Below are 15,671 nucleotides of genomic sequence, written 5' to 3'. Positions count from 1 at the left end.
AGAATGGCCGGCTAATTGCAAACTTAACTGGTCAATTCGTTGAAGTACTTATTCTTACCGAGCATCCGGAGCGCTTTGCCGACCTTCAGCTTATTCTTCTCAAGGTGTGGTTGCAAAAGAGCCTTCTGCAAAGTCCGCTCTTCCCCTTTAGGGATATGGACCGGTTTGCCGGTGAACGGATCGAGCCCGGTGTAATACATGCAGGTCGAAACTGTCATCGGTGACGGAGTGAAGTTCTGGACCTGTTCGATCCGGATCCGATGTTTCTCCAGGAAAAGGGCCAGCTCCAGGGCGTGGTTCAACGTGCTCCCCGGGTGGGAGGAGATAAAATACGGGATCAGGAACTGTTCTTTATTGTGACGGCGGTTGGCGGCGTCGAATTTGTCTTTGAACTCAAGGAACTTGTCGATCTTTGGTTTCCCCATCATCAGCAGGACCTCTTCGCAAACATGTTCCGGCGCGACGCTCAACTGGCCGCTGACGTGGTGCTTGGCGATCTCGTTGATGTACTCGTCATCGAGCAACGCCAGATCGTAGCGGATCCCCGAGCCGATAAAAAGTTTCTTCACTCCGGGGATCTGGCGGATCGTCCGTAAGAGGCTTAAGGCCGGTTTAAGGGAGGCGTCGAGATGCGGGCAGACGTTGGGATAGATACAACTGGCCCGGGTACACCCCTCTTCTTTATTGCAGGTCATTCCGTACATGTTGGCGGTCGGCCCGCCGACGTCGAGGATGTTGCCGGTAAAATCGGGCTGTTTCATTATTGTGTTGGCGATCTCCCGTTTGATCGATTCGCCGGAGCGGCTGGTGATATATTTCCCCTGGTGCTGGGAGATGGCGCAGAAAGAACAGCCGCCGAAACAGCCGCGGTGGGAAACGGTCGAGAACTTCACGAAGTTCCAGGCCGGGATCGGTTCTTTGTATGATGGATGAGGCGCCCTAACAAACGGCATCTCCATCAAAGCGTCAAGTTCCGGGCCGGTTAAGTTTTGCGGCGGGAAAACAACGACGTTACGCCCCTGGCACGGCTGGATGATTATCCGGGGATGTTTCTTCCGCCCCTCAAGATAATAGAGCTTAAAGGCTTCGGCGTATTTCTTCTTATCCGTCGCGACTTCTTCATATGAAGGGAGAACTAACGCGTCTTTGTACTCCGAAATATCTTTAACGATAATGGCGGTGTTGGGGATTTCCTGGAAGCCTGCGACAATATCGTCGCGGCTTCCAGAGAGTTTATTTGCTATTGCCAAAATCCCCTTCTCGCTCATCCCATAAGTTAGGTAGTCGGCTTTGGTGTCAAAGATCAAAGAGCGGCGGACTTTGTCGGACCAATAATCGTAATGGGCAAAACGGCGGAGGCTTGCTTCCACCCCGCCGAGGACGACCGGGACGCCGGGAAAGAGCCCTTTTAGTTTGCTGGTGTAGACGATTGTTGCCCGGTTCGGCCGTTTGCCGCCGACATTCCCCGGAGTGTACATGTCGGTCCGGCGGATCTTGTTGTCGGCGGTGTAGTTGGCGACCATCGAGTCGAGGTTGCCGGAAGAGACGCCGAAGAAGAGGCGCGGCGCGCCGAGCTTCATGAAGTCGTCGTCTTTGTTCCAGTCTGGTTGGGCGATGATCCCAACCTTAAAGCCATGCGCTAAAAGGTACCGAGCGATCAGGACCGGGCCAAAACTTGGATGGTCGATATAAGCGTCGCCGGTGACGAGGATGATGTCGAGCTGTTCGATCCCTCGCTTGCGCAGGTCGTGTTTGCTAACCGGTAAAAAGTCTGTCATTTTTTCCTCGGGAAAAACATCAGGATCAGGAACTTGATCAAAGAGATCTGCCGCCGCCAGCGCCACGGCTGTTGGAGCAAGCGGTAGAGCCATTCGATGTATAACTTTTGGACCAGGACCGGGGCCCGTCTGACTTTGCCGGCAATGGTGTCGAGACTTCCGCCGATCCCCATCCCGACCGGGACCCCTAACTTTGTTAGGTTGGCGGCGAGCCACTTTTCCTGCCTCCCCGCTCCTAGTCCCACAAAAAGGAGGTCCGGCTTGGCGGCCATGATCTTGGCGCGGAGCGCGGCCTCATCTTTGAAATAACCATCATTGGTCCCGACAACCAGCAGGCCGGGATTTAATTCCCTGGCTTTAACGGCCGCTTCGTCGGCCACCCCGGGGGCGCTCCCTAAAAAGAAAGCTTTATAACCTTTCTTGGCCGCGACTGCCAGGAGCCGCTGCATCAGATCGATCCCGGAGACCCGCTCTTTCAGGGGATCGCCGAGAAGCTTTTTGACCACGACCATGCTGATCCCGTCCGGGACGCGGAGCGCGGCGTTGTTAACGACCGCGCGGAGTTCAGTGTCATCCTGCGCGGCGACAATCATTTCCGGATTTGGGGTGACGACCAGGCTTGGTTGATGAGCGGTGATCAGGCTTTCCACTTTCGCGACCGCTTCCGCCAGCGTGACGTTGTCTACTTTGAGCCCCGAAAAGTCGACGGTTTCACCCACGGTTTTTTCTCCTTGCTGATCGGCTTCGAAGGCTTATGAATAAGCTTTGGCGCTTTTGTCCTCGGCATTTGACCTTTCATGGTAATAATCATTATAGCTGAAAAGTGCCGTTATTGGTATAATAGATAATCCTGAAATAGAAAGTTGGGTCATATGTTAAGTCCATTAGCCGGTCAAAAAGCGCCCGATTCGATCCTGGTCGATATCACTAAATTAATTGAGCTGTATTACTCCACCCATCCGGACCATAACGATCCGCAGCAGCGGGTTGCTTTCGGCACTTCCGGCCACCGGGGTTCATCATTAAAAGGAAGCTTTAACGAAGACCATATCTTGGCCACGACCCAGGCGATCTGCGATTACCGGCAGGAAAACGGGATCAACGGCCCCCTTTATATGGGAAAAGATACCCATGCCCTGTCCGACCCGGCCCAGAAAACCGCCCTCGAGGTCCTGGCGGCAAACAGTATTGCTCTCTTTATCCAGGAAAATGATGGCTATACCCCGACCCCGGTCATCTCCCACGCGATCTTAAAGTACAACCGGGGAAAGCAGACCGGCTTAGCTGACGGCATCGTTATTACCCCCTCGCACAATCCGCCGCAGGATGGCGGCTTCAAGTACAATCCGACCCATGGCGGACCAGCCGATACTAAGGTGACGAAATGGATCGAAGAACGGGCTAATCAGTACCTCGCCAAAAAGCTGGCCGGGGTTAAGCGGATCACTTATGAAGCGGCTCTCAAAGCCTCGACTACCAGGCTCTATGATTTCGTCACCCCCTATGTCAATGACTTGGGGAGCATCATTAATATGGAAGCGATCAAAGCTTCCGGCCTTTCGATCGGGGCTGACCCGATGGGTGGGGCTGGTGTCAATTATTGGCTTCCGATAGCCGAAAAATACGGCCTAAGGATCGACATTGTTAATCCGATGGTCGATAAGACCTTCTCTTTTATGACCGTTGATCGTGACGGGAAGATTCGGATGGATTGTTCGTCGCCTTACGCGATGGCGAGCCTGGTAAAACTAAAAGATAAATATGATATTGCGTTCGGCAATGACACCGATTTCGACCGCCATGGAATCGTCACCCCCTCTGTTGGGCTGATGAACCCGAACCATTACCTGGCGGTGGCGATTTGGTACCTCTTCCAGCATCGGCCCAAGTGGCCGTTAACGGCGGCGATCGGCAAGACCCTGGTCAGCAGCAGCCTGATCGACCGGGTGGCGAAAAAGCTGGACTGCCCCCTGATGGAGGTCCCGGTCGGCTTCAAGTGGTTCGTTGACGGCCTCCTTAATGGGAGTTTCGGCTTCGGCGGCGAAGAGAGCGCCGGCGCCTCCTTCCTCCGCCAGGATGGGACCGTTTGGACGACCGACAAGGATGGTTTTATTATGGACCTGCTGGCGGCCGAGATCCTAGCTGTGACCGGTAAAGACCCGGGGATCCATTACCAAGAATTGACCGCCCTTTTTGGCGCGCCGGTTTATGAGCGGATCGACGCCCCGGCCAATGCCAAACAAAAAGCGATCCTCCAGAAATTATCACCGGAGATGGTGACCGCTACTACTCTGGCCGGCGAGCCGATCACTGCCAAACTGACCCGCGCCCCTGGGAACAACTCCGAGATCGGCGGCCTCAAAGTGACGACCGAGAACGGCTGGTTCGCCGCCCGTCCCTCCGGGACCGAAGAGGTCTACAAGATCTACGCCGAAAGTTTTAGGGGAGCGGACCATCTTAAAAAGATCTTTGAAGAAGCGAAGAAGATAGTTGATGAGGCGTTTGCAAAAGGAGCATAAAATGTTCAACAAAACCAAAGCGTATAAAAAACTGGCCAAGCATTATAAAGAGATCGGTCAAAAACATTTGCGGGATCTTTTCGAGGCGGATGAACGGCGCGGCCATAAGTTCTCGGTCAAGACCGAACATCTGGTTTTTGATTTCTCCCGCCAGCGGGTGACCGAAGAGACGATCAAGCTTCTGGCCGAACTGGCTAAAGAGAGCGATCTGGCCGGAAAGATCCAGGCGATGTTCAGCGGCCAGAAGATCAATCGGACAGAGAACCGGGCAGTCCTTCATACGGCGCTGCGTAACCGGAAGAACGATCCGGTCATGGTTGACGGCCAGGACGTGATGCCGGGGATCAACGCGGTCTTGGGCCAGATCGAACGCTTCTCCGGCGAAGTCCTCTCCGGCCAAAGAACGGGCGCGACCGGCAAGAAATTTAAAAATATCGTTTCGATCGGGATCGGCGGCTCTTATTTGGGCCCGGAATATCTGGCGGTCGCTCTCCGCCCCTACGCCCAGCCGGGGATGAACCTGGTCTTTATCGCCAACATTGACGGGACCGACTTCGAGGAAAAAACTGCCAGCCTCGATCCGGAAGAGACCCTGGTCATTATCGTTTCCAAAACTTTTACCACCGCGGAGACGATGCACAACGCCCGGACCGCCAAGCAGTGGCTTCTGGCCGGTTTGAAGAACCACCCCGATGCAATCAAGAAACATTTTGTTGCCGTTTCGACCGCCAAAGAAAAGGTTGAAGCGTTCGGCATCGATCCGCAAAACATGTTCGGTTTCTGGGATTGGGTCGGCGGCCGTTTCAGCGCGACCTCGGCCGTTGGCGTCCTCCCCCTTTCCCTGTATCTTGGTTTTGAGAATGTCAGCTATATTTTGGAAGGGGCTTACTGGCTCGATAACCATTGCCGCCACACGCCGATCGAAAAAAACATCCCGATCCTCTCGGCCTTGCTCGACATCTGGAATATTAATTTCCTTGGCTTCAAGACCCGCGCCTTGCTCCCCTACGCGCAAGGGTTGGCGAAACTTGCCGCCCATACCCAGCAAGTGGAGATGGAGAGCAACGGCAAGTCGGTCGACCTGGAAGGGAATAAACTGGAGTTCGAGACCGGTGAGATCGTCTTCGGCGAACCGGGGACCAATGGCCAGCATTCGTTCTACCAGCTCCTCCATCAGGGGACGCAGATCGTCCCGTGTGATTTCATCGGCTTTATCACCCCGCAATACCAGTACGACAAGAATGCGCAAACCAAAGTGACCCATCACGAAGAGCTGATGACCAACTTCTTTGCCCAGCCGGACGCCATGGCCTTTGGTAAAGATGACGCCAACCCGGCTAAAATATTCCCCGGAAACCGCCCTTCTTCTTCGATGCTACTTGAAGCGTTGACCCCCTTCACCGCCGGGCTCCTTCTGGCCTGGACCGAACATCGGACAGCGGTGAAAGGTTTTATCTGGGGGATCAATAGTTTTGACCAGGAAGGGGTCCAGTTGGGTAAAGTTCTCGGCCTTGAACACCGCGAGAGGATCATTGAGTATTACGACAAGACCGAATATGACGCTTGCGGCTTGACCGATTCGACAGACCTGTTGTTAAAAGCGTTCCTTAAAGGGAAGTTGTAATAAACCAATAAATGGCTAAGAAATTCTTTATTATCGACCGGACCGATCCCAGCGCCTGGTCGCTCTTTTTTGCCAACCTGCTGACGATCGCTTTGGCGGTGAAATTCAACTGGAGCCTGATAGAACTGATGTGGATCTACTGGTCGCAGAGCGTGATTATCGGCGCGATCAATGTCATCAAAATGCGCCGGTTGGAGAAAGCCACCGGCCGGTCGAGTTGGTTTTTTATGGGGGATACTTCTTCGTTCTTTTTAATGCACTACGGTTTCTTTCATTTGATCTATTTGCTTTTCCTGTCGATCTTCACCCTCGCGGGAGAGACCCCGTTAAGCAACGGCGCGCCGGTCCAGTGGGGCTGGGTTTTTATTACAATTTTGGTCTTTTTAGCGAACCATATATTTTCTTACTTATATAATCAGGAGCGGGACCAGTCCAAAGCCAACCTCGACCGGCTCTTCATGTTCCCTTACGCCCGGATCATTCCGATGCACCTGACCCTGATCCTTGGCGCGGCGATGGATGTCATCCTGCCGGGGGTTGCCCACGCCCCTATTCTGCTTTTCCTGTCGTTAAAGACGATCGCTGACCTGGTCATGCATAAGATCGAACATTCATAAGGAGGATTAAGATGAAAAAAATATTCGCGATTTGTTTGCTGGCCCTGACCCTGATCACGGCTTCGGAAGCTAAATGGAAAGCCCCCAAGACCAGCGAGGAACTATTAACAATGTTCCCTGTCGCCTGGGTCGCGACCGCTTCCGACATCAAGGTTAGTAAAGCGGTCCCCAGCAAGGAGAAAGTACTGGTCAGCGTTGATTATTTTGTCGCTGGTCAGAAAGAGATGGCGGTCGCGATCGTTTACGAAAAATATGTCAGCTACAACAGCAACCAGCGCAATTGGAAGAGGCACGGCCAGGTCATTAAAACCGACCCCCGGATCAAAGCGGAACATTACCTTGTCAGCAACCCCAAGGGACCGGTGCAAAGCATTTGTCTCTCGACCGGCGACACCAATTACATCAAGCTCTACACCTATAACTTTAAGGTTGCGACCGAAGAAAAATTGATCAAACTGGCGATAAAAGTCGCCGAAGCGATGAAGAAATAACTACTTCAGATAAAACGAAGCTTTGACCGTGACCATAATGTCTTTGACTACGCTCGAGGTATCGTAAGAGCCGTAATCGGAGACGTCGACCGAGTTAGGGGTCAAGACTTGGACGACTCCGCTCGAAGCGGCTGCGACACTGCCGACATGGCGCCCCGTCCCTTCCGCGATCTTTTCCGCCCGCGCTTTGGCGTCTTTCACCGCTTCGCTTAAGAGGGAAACCCGCAGGTCGGGAAGTTTCGAGTAATAGTACTCCAGCGCCTGGACCGAGATCACCGCTCCTTGTTCGGTCAGCGACGGGACCATTTTTGAGAGCTTGGTGATCTTGACTACATCGTTGAGCTGGACGGTGACCGTTTGGTTTAAAGTGTATTTAGTCGGGCCGGTGTTGTTCTGGTCGTAAACCTGGTTCATGGAGACCGGGCTTTCAGCAATATCGGCGACCCCTTCTTTCTTAAGCAAGGTCCGGGTCAAGATTAGATCATGAGCGAGCCCGGCGTATCCATTGGCTAGGGTGTTGGCGTTCGCCTGTCTGGCGAGCGAGATGGTCAATTTCCCCTGGTCGGCGTTGACCCGGGTTTTGGCCGAGCCGGTAACGGAGAGAATGTCGCGGTTGGAAACCGAAAGTTGGGCGGAATAATAAAACCCGCCGAAGGCGAGCATGCCGATCACGAAAGCGAGACCGATAATTAGAGCTGGTTTTTGTTCGTTCATGTGGGGAATTATAACACAAAATAAATACTAAAAACTAAATACGAAACTCTAAACAAATTCTAAATACTAAATATCTAAGGTTTAAAATGATTTGGAATTTATTATTTAGAGCTTAATATTTGTTTAGTATTTCGGATTTAGGATTTAGAGTTTCCCTCTTCCCTCTGAAATCTCCCCCTCTTCCGTTCGATACAAAGGTATGAAAATTGCTGCCGCCTCAACTTCCACTCGAACGTTCAGTAAACCGCTGGTCCCGCTGGCGGAACGGGCCGCGCAAGCTGCGCGGGAGCGGAGCATCAGTTTGGGACAAGCGAGTGAGTGCGTGTTTTTGACGCGCTTTGAATTAGGCGGAAATCGTTTCCTGGTCAACCGATCGGAGGAATATCATAACCCCCGGTTTACCGCTCAAGCCATTTCGCATCTTGGTTCGATATTTCACGGGCTCTCCCTTGGTTTTTATTTTTCTCAAAATGACGAGATTATTCATCTAACGCTGAAAACAAAAGCTTTTCAATACGATCATTCTCCGAGCCTTTACTTTCCCTTTTCCAGCGGTTTGAACCTCTTTCAGCTTTCGATCAACATTGTCGGTGAATATATGGGGCTGGACGATCTCGCCTCAAAGGTCATCGGTAAAGGGGGCGAAGCTCTGCTGGCGCTTTATAACCTGGCCGGAGAGACCGGGGTTCAGAAGATCAGCTATCTTGTTTCCCGTCACAATCCACGGGCCAAGCTCTTCTATTCTAATTTGGGGTTCGGCGCGCCGGTCGAGCCGGACTCGGCGATGTGGGAAGTAAACCTTAGTCGTTAATCAGTTGGTCGGCCGCTTTATCTAAAACCGCCAAGGCTTTCACCGGTTCTTCCAGAATATCGGCGAAGACTTCAAATGGGACAGCGCAGGTTTTGGCCAGCGCGGCAAACTCCGGGAATAGCTCTTTCGCCAGATCGTAGAACTGCCCGGCTCTTCCTCTGCTGACCATGATCAGGAATGGATCGCAGTTCGCTTCTTCAATTATTTCCGTCAGAGTATTTACCCTGATATTGCCGATCGGATAAATTCCCATATACATATAAAGGCCGGAGGGATAAACATAGCCGAACGGATCGACGGCAATGACATCCTGGTCGAATTGCTCCAGCCGGCGGTAGCCGGAAAAATCAAGCGGTTGACAAGCTTCCCGGATCATTTGGCCAAGGGGCATCTCCCGCAAGACCCGGGCGCGGCCAAGCATCAGCGGGAAATTAACTATCATGTTTAATTTCTTATCTCCCGTCAAAAAGAAATCCTTTAATCCAACCAGCCGGTCGCCTAACTGCCGGTTCAATAGATCGACCCCCTCCTGCACGGGAATCGGCTGGTCGTGGAGCGCTTCGATCAGGATCTCCCCTCTGATCCGGCTCTGGCCGAATAACCGGACAAAATTAACCAGGCTTTCGATCTCGGCCGGCGAACGCGACAAGGCGTAAGAGAGGTTGAATTGAAAAAGGCCGAAATTTTCTTGTCTCCAACCGGAGTTTCCCACTCCTTTAATTAATTTTTGCGCGGTTTCGGCCGGCATTTTGGCGTTGGTCTGGATCGCGAGCGCCAGGGCCCACTCGCTTGCTTGCCTGATCGCTTTCATCAGCAGGTCAAAATGGGTCGTCGGTTCGCCGCCGGTCAGGACGACCGCCGCGATATCAGCGTCAGCCCCTTCTCTGACCGACCGGTTAACGATCTCCATCGGCATGACCTCTTTCCCACTGGGGCCGACGCTGGCGGAGCAATAGGTGCAATTGGAGTTGCATTTATCGGTTAGGCTAAGACCAATCTTCTGCGGCCGGTAGTCGAGGGCCCCGCCTTCCCCGGCGGCCTTCATCCTGTTAAGGACCGTCCTGCGGGCGGCGAGAAAAGAGCTTGCTTGTTGGGTTCGTTCAGCCGTTAGCATACCGTCCCCTCACTCCCAAACATCTCCAATAAATGCTTGACCTGGCGGCGGCTTATGACCGGCGGCAGATCGAGTCCAGGGACGATCGCCCGCACGACCGGGATCCCAAGGTCCGCTCGCGTTAGATCGACGTAAACGACCGACAAGCCGTTAGCGATCATTAATCTCTCCGCCAAAGCCAGGTCCTCTTCCACGTTCATGGTCGAGAACGAAGGGAGCGTTTCGAACTGCCTAGTCCGGACATCAGCTCGTTGTTCAGCGGCGGGAGTCAGCGATCGATTATGTCTTTCATAAATAAAAGCTTTGGTATTCAGTTCGCAGATCGCCCGGAAAGCGGCGATCCGGCCGTCAAGGTGCGCGCCACTGCCGCTCAAGATCTGTTCATGCAGGTGAATGAAAGCCCGGTAGGTCGGGACACCGAACTCCGTTGTTAGGTCGAGCAATTGGACGCTCAATCCTTTGGCTCCGTAAGCCTGAATGATCGGGCCGACCACCTGGTCTTCGGCGGAAAGCGCAAAGGTCCGGGCCGGTTGATAATACATGCTGTAATCGCCGTCGCGTTCGATCACTTCCAGCAAGGCGTGCAGTTTGGCTTCCGCCATGGTGTTGCCGGAAGCCAAGCCGTTGGATGAAGTTAAAAAGACTTCAACTTCGTCTAAATTAGAGTTTTCAAAGACGATCTGGGCCGGGACCATAATTTTACTCTCCCCACTCCCGTTTTTTACTTCCCCCTTAACCCAATGCAGTGATTGGTTTTCGTAAGGATGTTCCAGGTTAAATTGGTTTGGATCGAGCGCCGCCAGGCCGTCACGCCGCAGTTCAGCCAGCGTTTTCTGGGTGAGCGATAGATCGGCAACGTACCCGCCCGGCCAATTATTGCCAACCCCTTCGGCGGCGCTGTAGCGTTCCAGCGCTTCCATCACGGCCGAAACCAGGGCGGCTTGTTGGGTCAAGCCTTTCCCGCTCCCGTGGCCGGTCCCGGTGAGGGTATGTTCGTGCGGCCCAACCGCGACCCGGCGGGTTGACGGAGCAAAGAAGAGCGCGAAATCTGTGCCGTGATATTGAACCAATGAGATCGACTGGTCATTGTCGGAAAACAGTTTCACTGATTCAAGGCGCGCGAATGTTTCCATTGGCTTGACCGTTCTCAAGCCGGTCCCGGTCCGGAAAGAGATGGACGTCGAAACCTCGGGTTTAAAGTTGGCGAGGTTGACCGCCGTTTTGCCTTTGACCGGCAAGAGATCGGTGGTTATTGGGAGAGAAAAACGAGGCATTGACTGAAAAGCGAGATGGCGCTCGCGGTTGAGCGAAAAATATCGTTCCCAAATCGAAGTTAGCCTGATCGCTTCACCTTTTAAGACCGCTCTGACGCTGGGACTCGGATGCCGGCGAAACATTTCCAGACCAGCCTGCATACCGAGCGATTGCAACGCGGCCATAACCGCCGGGTACTGGCTGGAGCTGGAACCGGTTTTGACCAGGAAACCGAAGAGCGGCAGAGAGGGTTCTTGCTTAAATAATTCAACCGCTAATTTGATCCCTTCTTCTTTCAGGCTGATTAAGCTCTTGAGCAAATGAGAACGCATGAAGCGGTCGTTTGGCCTGGTTTTAAGGTGGTCAAGCGCTTCCCGGATAGTTGTTTCCCGGGCCGGAGTAATGGTTTGTCCACCTTGCCCGTGAGAATAAGAACTGCCGGTTAATTTGGTTTGGGAGTTGTAATTTACAACCGGCATTTATCTTTTCCCCACCGCTTCCCAAATCGCCTGGAGCGAACAATCGATCAGTTCAATCGCTACTCCCGGCATTTCAGCAAAGGTTGTCAGGTGTTTATGGGCCAGCAAGGCGCCAAACCGGGTTTCCCCTGGTTGGCGCTTCAAAAAGTTACTGGCGGCGGCAAAGTCGGCCGGTTTTTTCCCCATAATGCCGACTCCGGCCAATGTTAGGGTTGGATCTTTGCGATTTGGATCGACTTCGATGGCGAGGCAGAGTTTGGAGTTAGGAGAGCGCTCTGACTTAGGGAACTGGTGGACGGAGATCACGCTCATTATCCCGCCTATTCGCCGAAAACCACGGGCGGTGACAATGCTATCTAGTTCCCCTAACTGCGCCGGCATGACTTTATAGCGAAAATAATGGGGAGTTACTCTTGACGAAGTTAAACCGAGCATTTTGGCGGCTTGTTTAGTTAGGTCTGGCTTTAAGGCGGCGATAACGTCTTGAAGAGTGGCTTCCTTGTACCGTCCTCCCAGCGAGGAGAACAAGCTTTGCGCTAAGATTGGGAGCCTTAGCCTAATATCTAACTTAAGAATATTTTGGGTCATGGCCGACTGGATCGCTCCGGCTTTGTTCCATTGTTGCTGGAAGCGAGATTCCCTAACTTTACTTGAATTGGTCATTGTTTTCCCTCCATTTGAAATTACGGACATCTATTGATCGGCAGGTTTTTTGGGGGATTTCAGGGGAAAATGGCTTTTGGTGTGTAATGCGGTGATCGGTCGCGAGGCGCGAAACGTTGGACGAAAGACGTTGATCGGTTAAATTTAACTACTATTTTGAATATTTATTCTCTTTGAAATATTGACACAATAATAAGAGAGTGGGAGAATAATAAAAAGGCTTCGTTTTAACTAAAACAATGCAAAAACAATTATTATCAACGCTCGAATTGAAAAACTTCAGATGTTTTAGAAGAAAATCTAAATTCAACTTTTCCCAAGGCACCTATCTTATTGGCCCAAATAATGCGGGCAAAAGCGTTGTAATTGACGCAATAAGGTTTTTCTTTGATAATAATTTGTATAAAGATGAGAGTTTCTTGAACAAAACCGAGTATCTTAGTAAGAGATCCGGTTATAATAAATGTGAGTTAACTCTTGTTTTTAATGTTAAATCCTTATCTACAAAAGTCTTGAAAAGAAGACTGGAAAAGGATTATGGCAAAACTATAAGCATATCAAAAATAATTACATATTCTCCCGTTGCTAAAACAATTTCGTTTGTTTATAAAATAAGTCGAAAAGAATACGATCAATTGCAGCTTCCAGCAGACATTCAAAGATTGTTGAAATCTATCAAAATAAGCTATTTGCACCCACAAGAAGGTCGTAGTCTCTTCCGTGAAGCTCAAGAGAAACTAAAAAACAGATTGCTTGCGAATTGGGGGCGTCATTCTACAATTACAACAAGTCTCAAAAAACTCCAAACAGATTGGGAGGCATTACGAAAAATTGCTAAAACCTATTTATCGACTTCATTGACAAGTAGTATTCAAAAAATGTGGCCTGGTAGCCAGGCGAGCATTGAGTTGCCATCGAAAATTCTTGATATTATTGCGATTTCAGATATTAGTTTCCAAGGGCAAAAAACTCTTCCAGAGATTCAGTTGACTTTGCAAGGAACGGGCGCTCAATCAACAATATTGTATTTAATCCATTTCCTTCTAGATAGTGACAGATCCTTGCATTTGGGAGAGTACAACCCTATTTGGCTTCTTGAGGAACCAGAGTCGTTTTTACACGCTGACCTAATAATTAAATTAGCGAAAGAATTGAGCTCGAAGGAATGGCTTGATAATATTCAGATGATTATATCAACTCATTCTCCCATTTTGCTTGCAACAAGTCGCGCTGGAGGGAGCAAAATACGGTGGAATTTAATAAAAAATCATGCTCTGCAAACAAACAAAACAGCTATTAATTGGTCAGAAAAGGAAATTAATGATATTGGACATATGATGGGAGACATTAATTTCTATGCCTACTTTCTAGCTGCCGCGAATAAAAAGCCAATATTTATTGAAGATAAAAAGCCACTTACAATTATTAAGTTTAAAGAAGCTGGAATAGACATTGCTCAGGGGCTCGGTGGGACTGGAGAGATCGCTAAATATCTAGAGGTGTATGGCTCATATCATTCCTTGCTAAAAACAGCCGCTTATTTTATCTTAGATTGTGACCTTGGGAAAAAAGATCTCTCGCGATTTTTAACTCAACAAATCGAAGAATGTTTCGGATATGTTAAATATAAAGTCAGTGATAATGTATTTGCCATTACCTTGCCAGAGAATTTCTCTTCGGAAGACTTGTTTGATGAATTTGATAATCATTTGGAAGAATGTATTGATAAAATATGGAATACAACATCATGGGGAATAAAAGAAGATATCCCTTCTTATTTATCAGGCGTAGTTTCAGCCGTAAGAAATAAATCGTTTTCTAACAAAAATGAGGCGAAACAATTTATAAAAAACAAAGAAGATATAAAATCTTCTTTTTGGAGAAAGGTCGAACGTGACCATCTAAAAATATCCAAGCAAAAGGTTAAGCCATTAAAAAGACTGCTTTCTTAGTGATATAAGGTTTTAAAAGATTTTATTTATAATATCAATGTTTTAAATAAAGGATATTGTTGCCCACAATCCGCCCATCCCACTTCGCGCGACGATTCTCGCTTTCCCTCCGACAGACGCACCACGCATAAACTTTAAATACTAAAGCCTAAATTCTAAACAAATTATAAAGTCTAAACAATAAAATCCAAAACCGTTTTGAGGTTTAGAATTTGGTATTTAGACTTTGTTTAGAGTTTCGTATTTAGTATTTCGAGTTTTCCCCAATATTCCTTGAAATTTCCTCCCTAACTATCGATATACTTAAGGAACCCTTTCTTCCAGGAGGTCAAAGGTATGTCAGTCAGATCAGTTGCCCGAGAAATTGCTTATAATATCGGAAAAGTTGCTTATCGGACCGAAACTACCAGATCGATGTTCAAATTTGGCGCCAAAGTTTGCCGCACGATCGGGCCGTATCTCGTTAATAACTATCAGGTTGGTGAAGTTACTCTCCGCTTGGAGATGTCGCATAGTTTGCGTCCTCCCCGGCTTCCAAAGGATCTGCTTGCTGATCTCGACCCGCCGCCGGTCATCATTAACCTGAAAGACGATCTGGTTGAATCGATCGAAGCATCGGCAGAACCGCTCAAAAGGTCAGCCGCCGCGAAGCTTACTATGGAAGAGATGCTCGGCCAGTTACGGCTTATTCAACAGGCGCAAGCGGAGTTGCGGAACGCTCCCCTGGAAGAGATTGGAGCGTGTCTCAAAAAATGGAATACGATCCTCGCGCCGGTCATGCCGGAAATCGGGCGGGTCAGCGACATTGTTGACCGGATAAAAAATATCCTCTCCGCCGGGTTTAACGGGGAAACCTTTGACCGGGCAGGTCTGGATGAAGCCCTTCAGGAGTGGGGCCAGTTGTGCGCCTCCGATAGCGGCTTGCTGGAGACCGTTGCCGCGATGTCGACCGCTTACATCCTCTACCGGTCCGAACCCGAACGCCTCGCGCTTGAATTGGAAAATAGCGTCCGTCTGTCTAAAAACCGCGAACTGGCGCTTCAAATGAAAAAGATCTTCGATGTCAATCCGGAGCAGATCAGCCGGGAGCTTGGACAATTATTCAAAAATTGGCAAACGACTGCCGAGCTCCCCTCACCGGAAATATTAAGAATGGAAGTCGTTTTAGAGGAAATAAAACAAGATCAAAGAAAATATCCCACTCCGGCGCAACCGGATAGCGTTGAGAGTGGCGCTGATCGGCCTTTCAAAGAGGATCTGAAGAAAAAGCCTTAGATTTTACCCAATTGACGCCCCCCTTCTTGAGTGGCAAAATACGACTATGAAAACATTTGAGAACTATCCACTCTTTATCCCCGCCCTCTCGATCCTTTTATCTTTAACGATCTACGCGCTCGGCGCGACGATTTTGTCCAGCTTTGGCCGGATCGCGGTTATCCTTTACTTATTATTCTGCCTTTGGTCCGAGTATCGGGTCCTGGTTTTTTCTTGCCGTTCTTGTTACTACTATGGCAAACTTTGCGGTCCGGGTGACCTTACCCCATTAGCTGTACCATTATGAATTAGAGTAAATCTGGCTGCAAGAGCCAGTTTCCGCCTCCTTTCGGATAAATTCATCCGGTGTTAGATTCCCCAGCGAACTATGCGGCCTGACC

General features: G+C 50.2%; 14 protein-coding genes. 8 read left to right on the top strand and 6 right to left on the bottom strand.

Annotated elements, in window-relative coordinates:
* Nucleotides 1-23: 23 nt before the first annotated feature.
* Entirely contained in the window at nt 24-1,778 is a 1,755-nt protein-coding gene (locus WC772_08490; protein ID MFA6170784.1) for a YgiQ family radical SAM protein, read from the bottom strand.
* A complete protein-coding gene (locus WC772_08485; GenBank protein MFA6170783.1) occupies nt 1,775-2,497 on the bottom strand; it encodes a WecB/TagA/CpsF family glycosyltransferase in 723 nt (240 codons plus the stop codon). The genes WC772_08490 and WC772_08485 overlap by 4 nt, the downstream gene beginning before the upstream one ends.
* A 153-nt stretch (nt 2,498-2,650) precedes the next feature.
* Between WC772_08485 and pgm the strand changes: the two genes are divergently transcribed.
* Genes pgm through WC772_08465 form a run of 4 tightly spaced genes read left to right on the top strand, consistent with a single transcriptional unit; the run spans nt 2,651 to nt 7,029 of the window.
* Nucleotides 2,651-4,297 (top strand): phosphoglucomutase (alpha-D-glucose-1,6-bisphosphate-dependent), encoded by a 1,647-nt coding sequence (pgm, locus tag WC772_08480; protein ID MFA6170782.1) that lies wholly within the window; start codon nt 2,651-2,653, stop codon nt 4,295-4,297.
* A 1-nt stretch (nt 4,298) separates the two neighbouring features.
* Nucleotides 4,299-5,921, top strand: coding sequence for a glucose-6-phosphate isomerase (pgi, locus tag WC772_08475; GenBank protein ID MFA6170781.1), 1,623 nt, complete (start codon nt 4,299-4,301; stop codon nt 5,919-5,921).
* Between the two features lie 11 nt (nt 5,922-5,932).
* Nucleotides 5,933-6,538 carry a DUF6498-containing protein gene (locus WC772_08470; protein ID MFA6170780.1) on the top strand — a complete coding sequence of 202 codons (606 nt, stop codon included), beginning with the start codon at nt 5,933-5,935 and terminating at the stop codon, nt 6,536-6,538.
* Between the two features lie 11 nt (nt 6,539-6,549).
* Complete coding sequence (locus WC772_08465; GenBank protein ID MFA6170779.1) at nt 6,550-7,029, top strand: hypothetical protein; 480 nt, start codon at nt 6,550-6,552, stop codon at nt 7,027-7,029.
* Here the strand turns inward: WC772_08465 and WC772_08460 are convergent, their stop codons facing one another.
* Nucleotides 7,030-7,743, bottom strand: coding sequence for an SIMPL domain-containing protein (locus WC772_08460; protein MFA6170778.1), 714 nt, complete (start codon nt 7,741-7,743; stop codon nt 7,030-7,032).
* A gap of 199 nt (nt 7,744-7,942) precedes the next feature.
* On the opposite strand from WC772_08460, the gene WC772_08455 reads away from it, so the two are divergent.
* Entirely contained in the window at nt 7,943-8,554 is a 612-nt protein-coding gene (locus WC772_08455) for a hypothetical protein (protein ID MFA6170777.1), read from the top strand.
* Here the strand turns inward: WC772_08455 and WC772_08450 are convergent.
* From WC772_08450 to WC772_08440, 3 genes are read right to left on the bottom strand one after another with little or no spacing between them, the layout of a single operon-like run.
* Nucleotides 8,544-9,668 (bottom strand): radical SAM protein, encoded by a 1,125-nt coding sequence (locus WC772_08450; protein MFA6170776.1) that lies wholly within the window; start codon nt 9,666-9,668, stop codon nt 8,544-8,546. The genes WC772_08455 and WC772_08450 overlap by 11 nt on opposite strands.
* Entirely contained in the window at nt 9,662-11,401 is a 1,740-nt protein-coding gene (locus tag WC772_08445) for a YcaO-like family protein (protein ID MFA6170775.1), read from the bottom strand. The genes WC772_08450 and WC772_08445 overlap by 7 nt, the downstream gene beginning before the upstream one ends.
* A complete protein-coding gene (locus WC772_08440) occupies nt 11,402-12,064 on the bottom strand; it encodes a hypothetical protein (GenBank protein MFA6170774.1) in 663 nt (220 codons plus the stop codon).
* A gap of 239 nt (nt 12,065-12,303) precedes the next feature.
* Between WC772_08440 and WC772_08435 the strand changes: the two genes are divergently transcribed.
* From WC772_08435 to WC772_08425, 3 genes are all read left to right on the top strand, one after another.
* On the top strand, nt 12,304-14,016 hold the full coding sequence (locus tag WC772_08435) for an AAA family ATPase (GenBank protein ID MFA6170773.1): 1,713 nt from the start codon (nt 12,304-12,306) through the stop codon (nt 14,014-14,016).
* A gap of 336 nt (nt 14,017-14,352) precedes the next feature.
* Nucleotides 14,353-15,291, top strand: a complete 939-nt coding sequence (locus WC772_08430) for a hypothetical protein (GenBank protein MFA6170772.1) — start codon at nt 14,353-14,355, stop codon at nt 15,289-15,291.
* A gap of 46 nt (nt 15,292-15,337) precedes the next feature.
* Entirely contained in the window at nt 15,338-15,577 is a 240-nt protein-coding gene (locus WC772_08425; GenBank protein ID MFA6170771.1) for a hypothetical protein, read from the top strand.
* The last annotated feature ends 94 nt before the right edge of the window (nt 15,578-15,671 follow it).

It is taken from the genome of Candidatus Margulisiibacteriota bacterium (assembly GCA_041661965.1).
GTDB lineage: Bacteria > Margulisbacteria > WOR-1 > O2-12-FULL-45-9 > XYB2-FULL-48-7 > XYB2-FULL-45-9.
The sequence above is the reverse complement of the archived record's forward strand: the minus strand, read 5'-3'. Positions and strand labels throughout refer to the sequence as shown.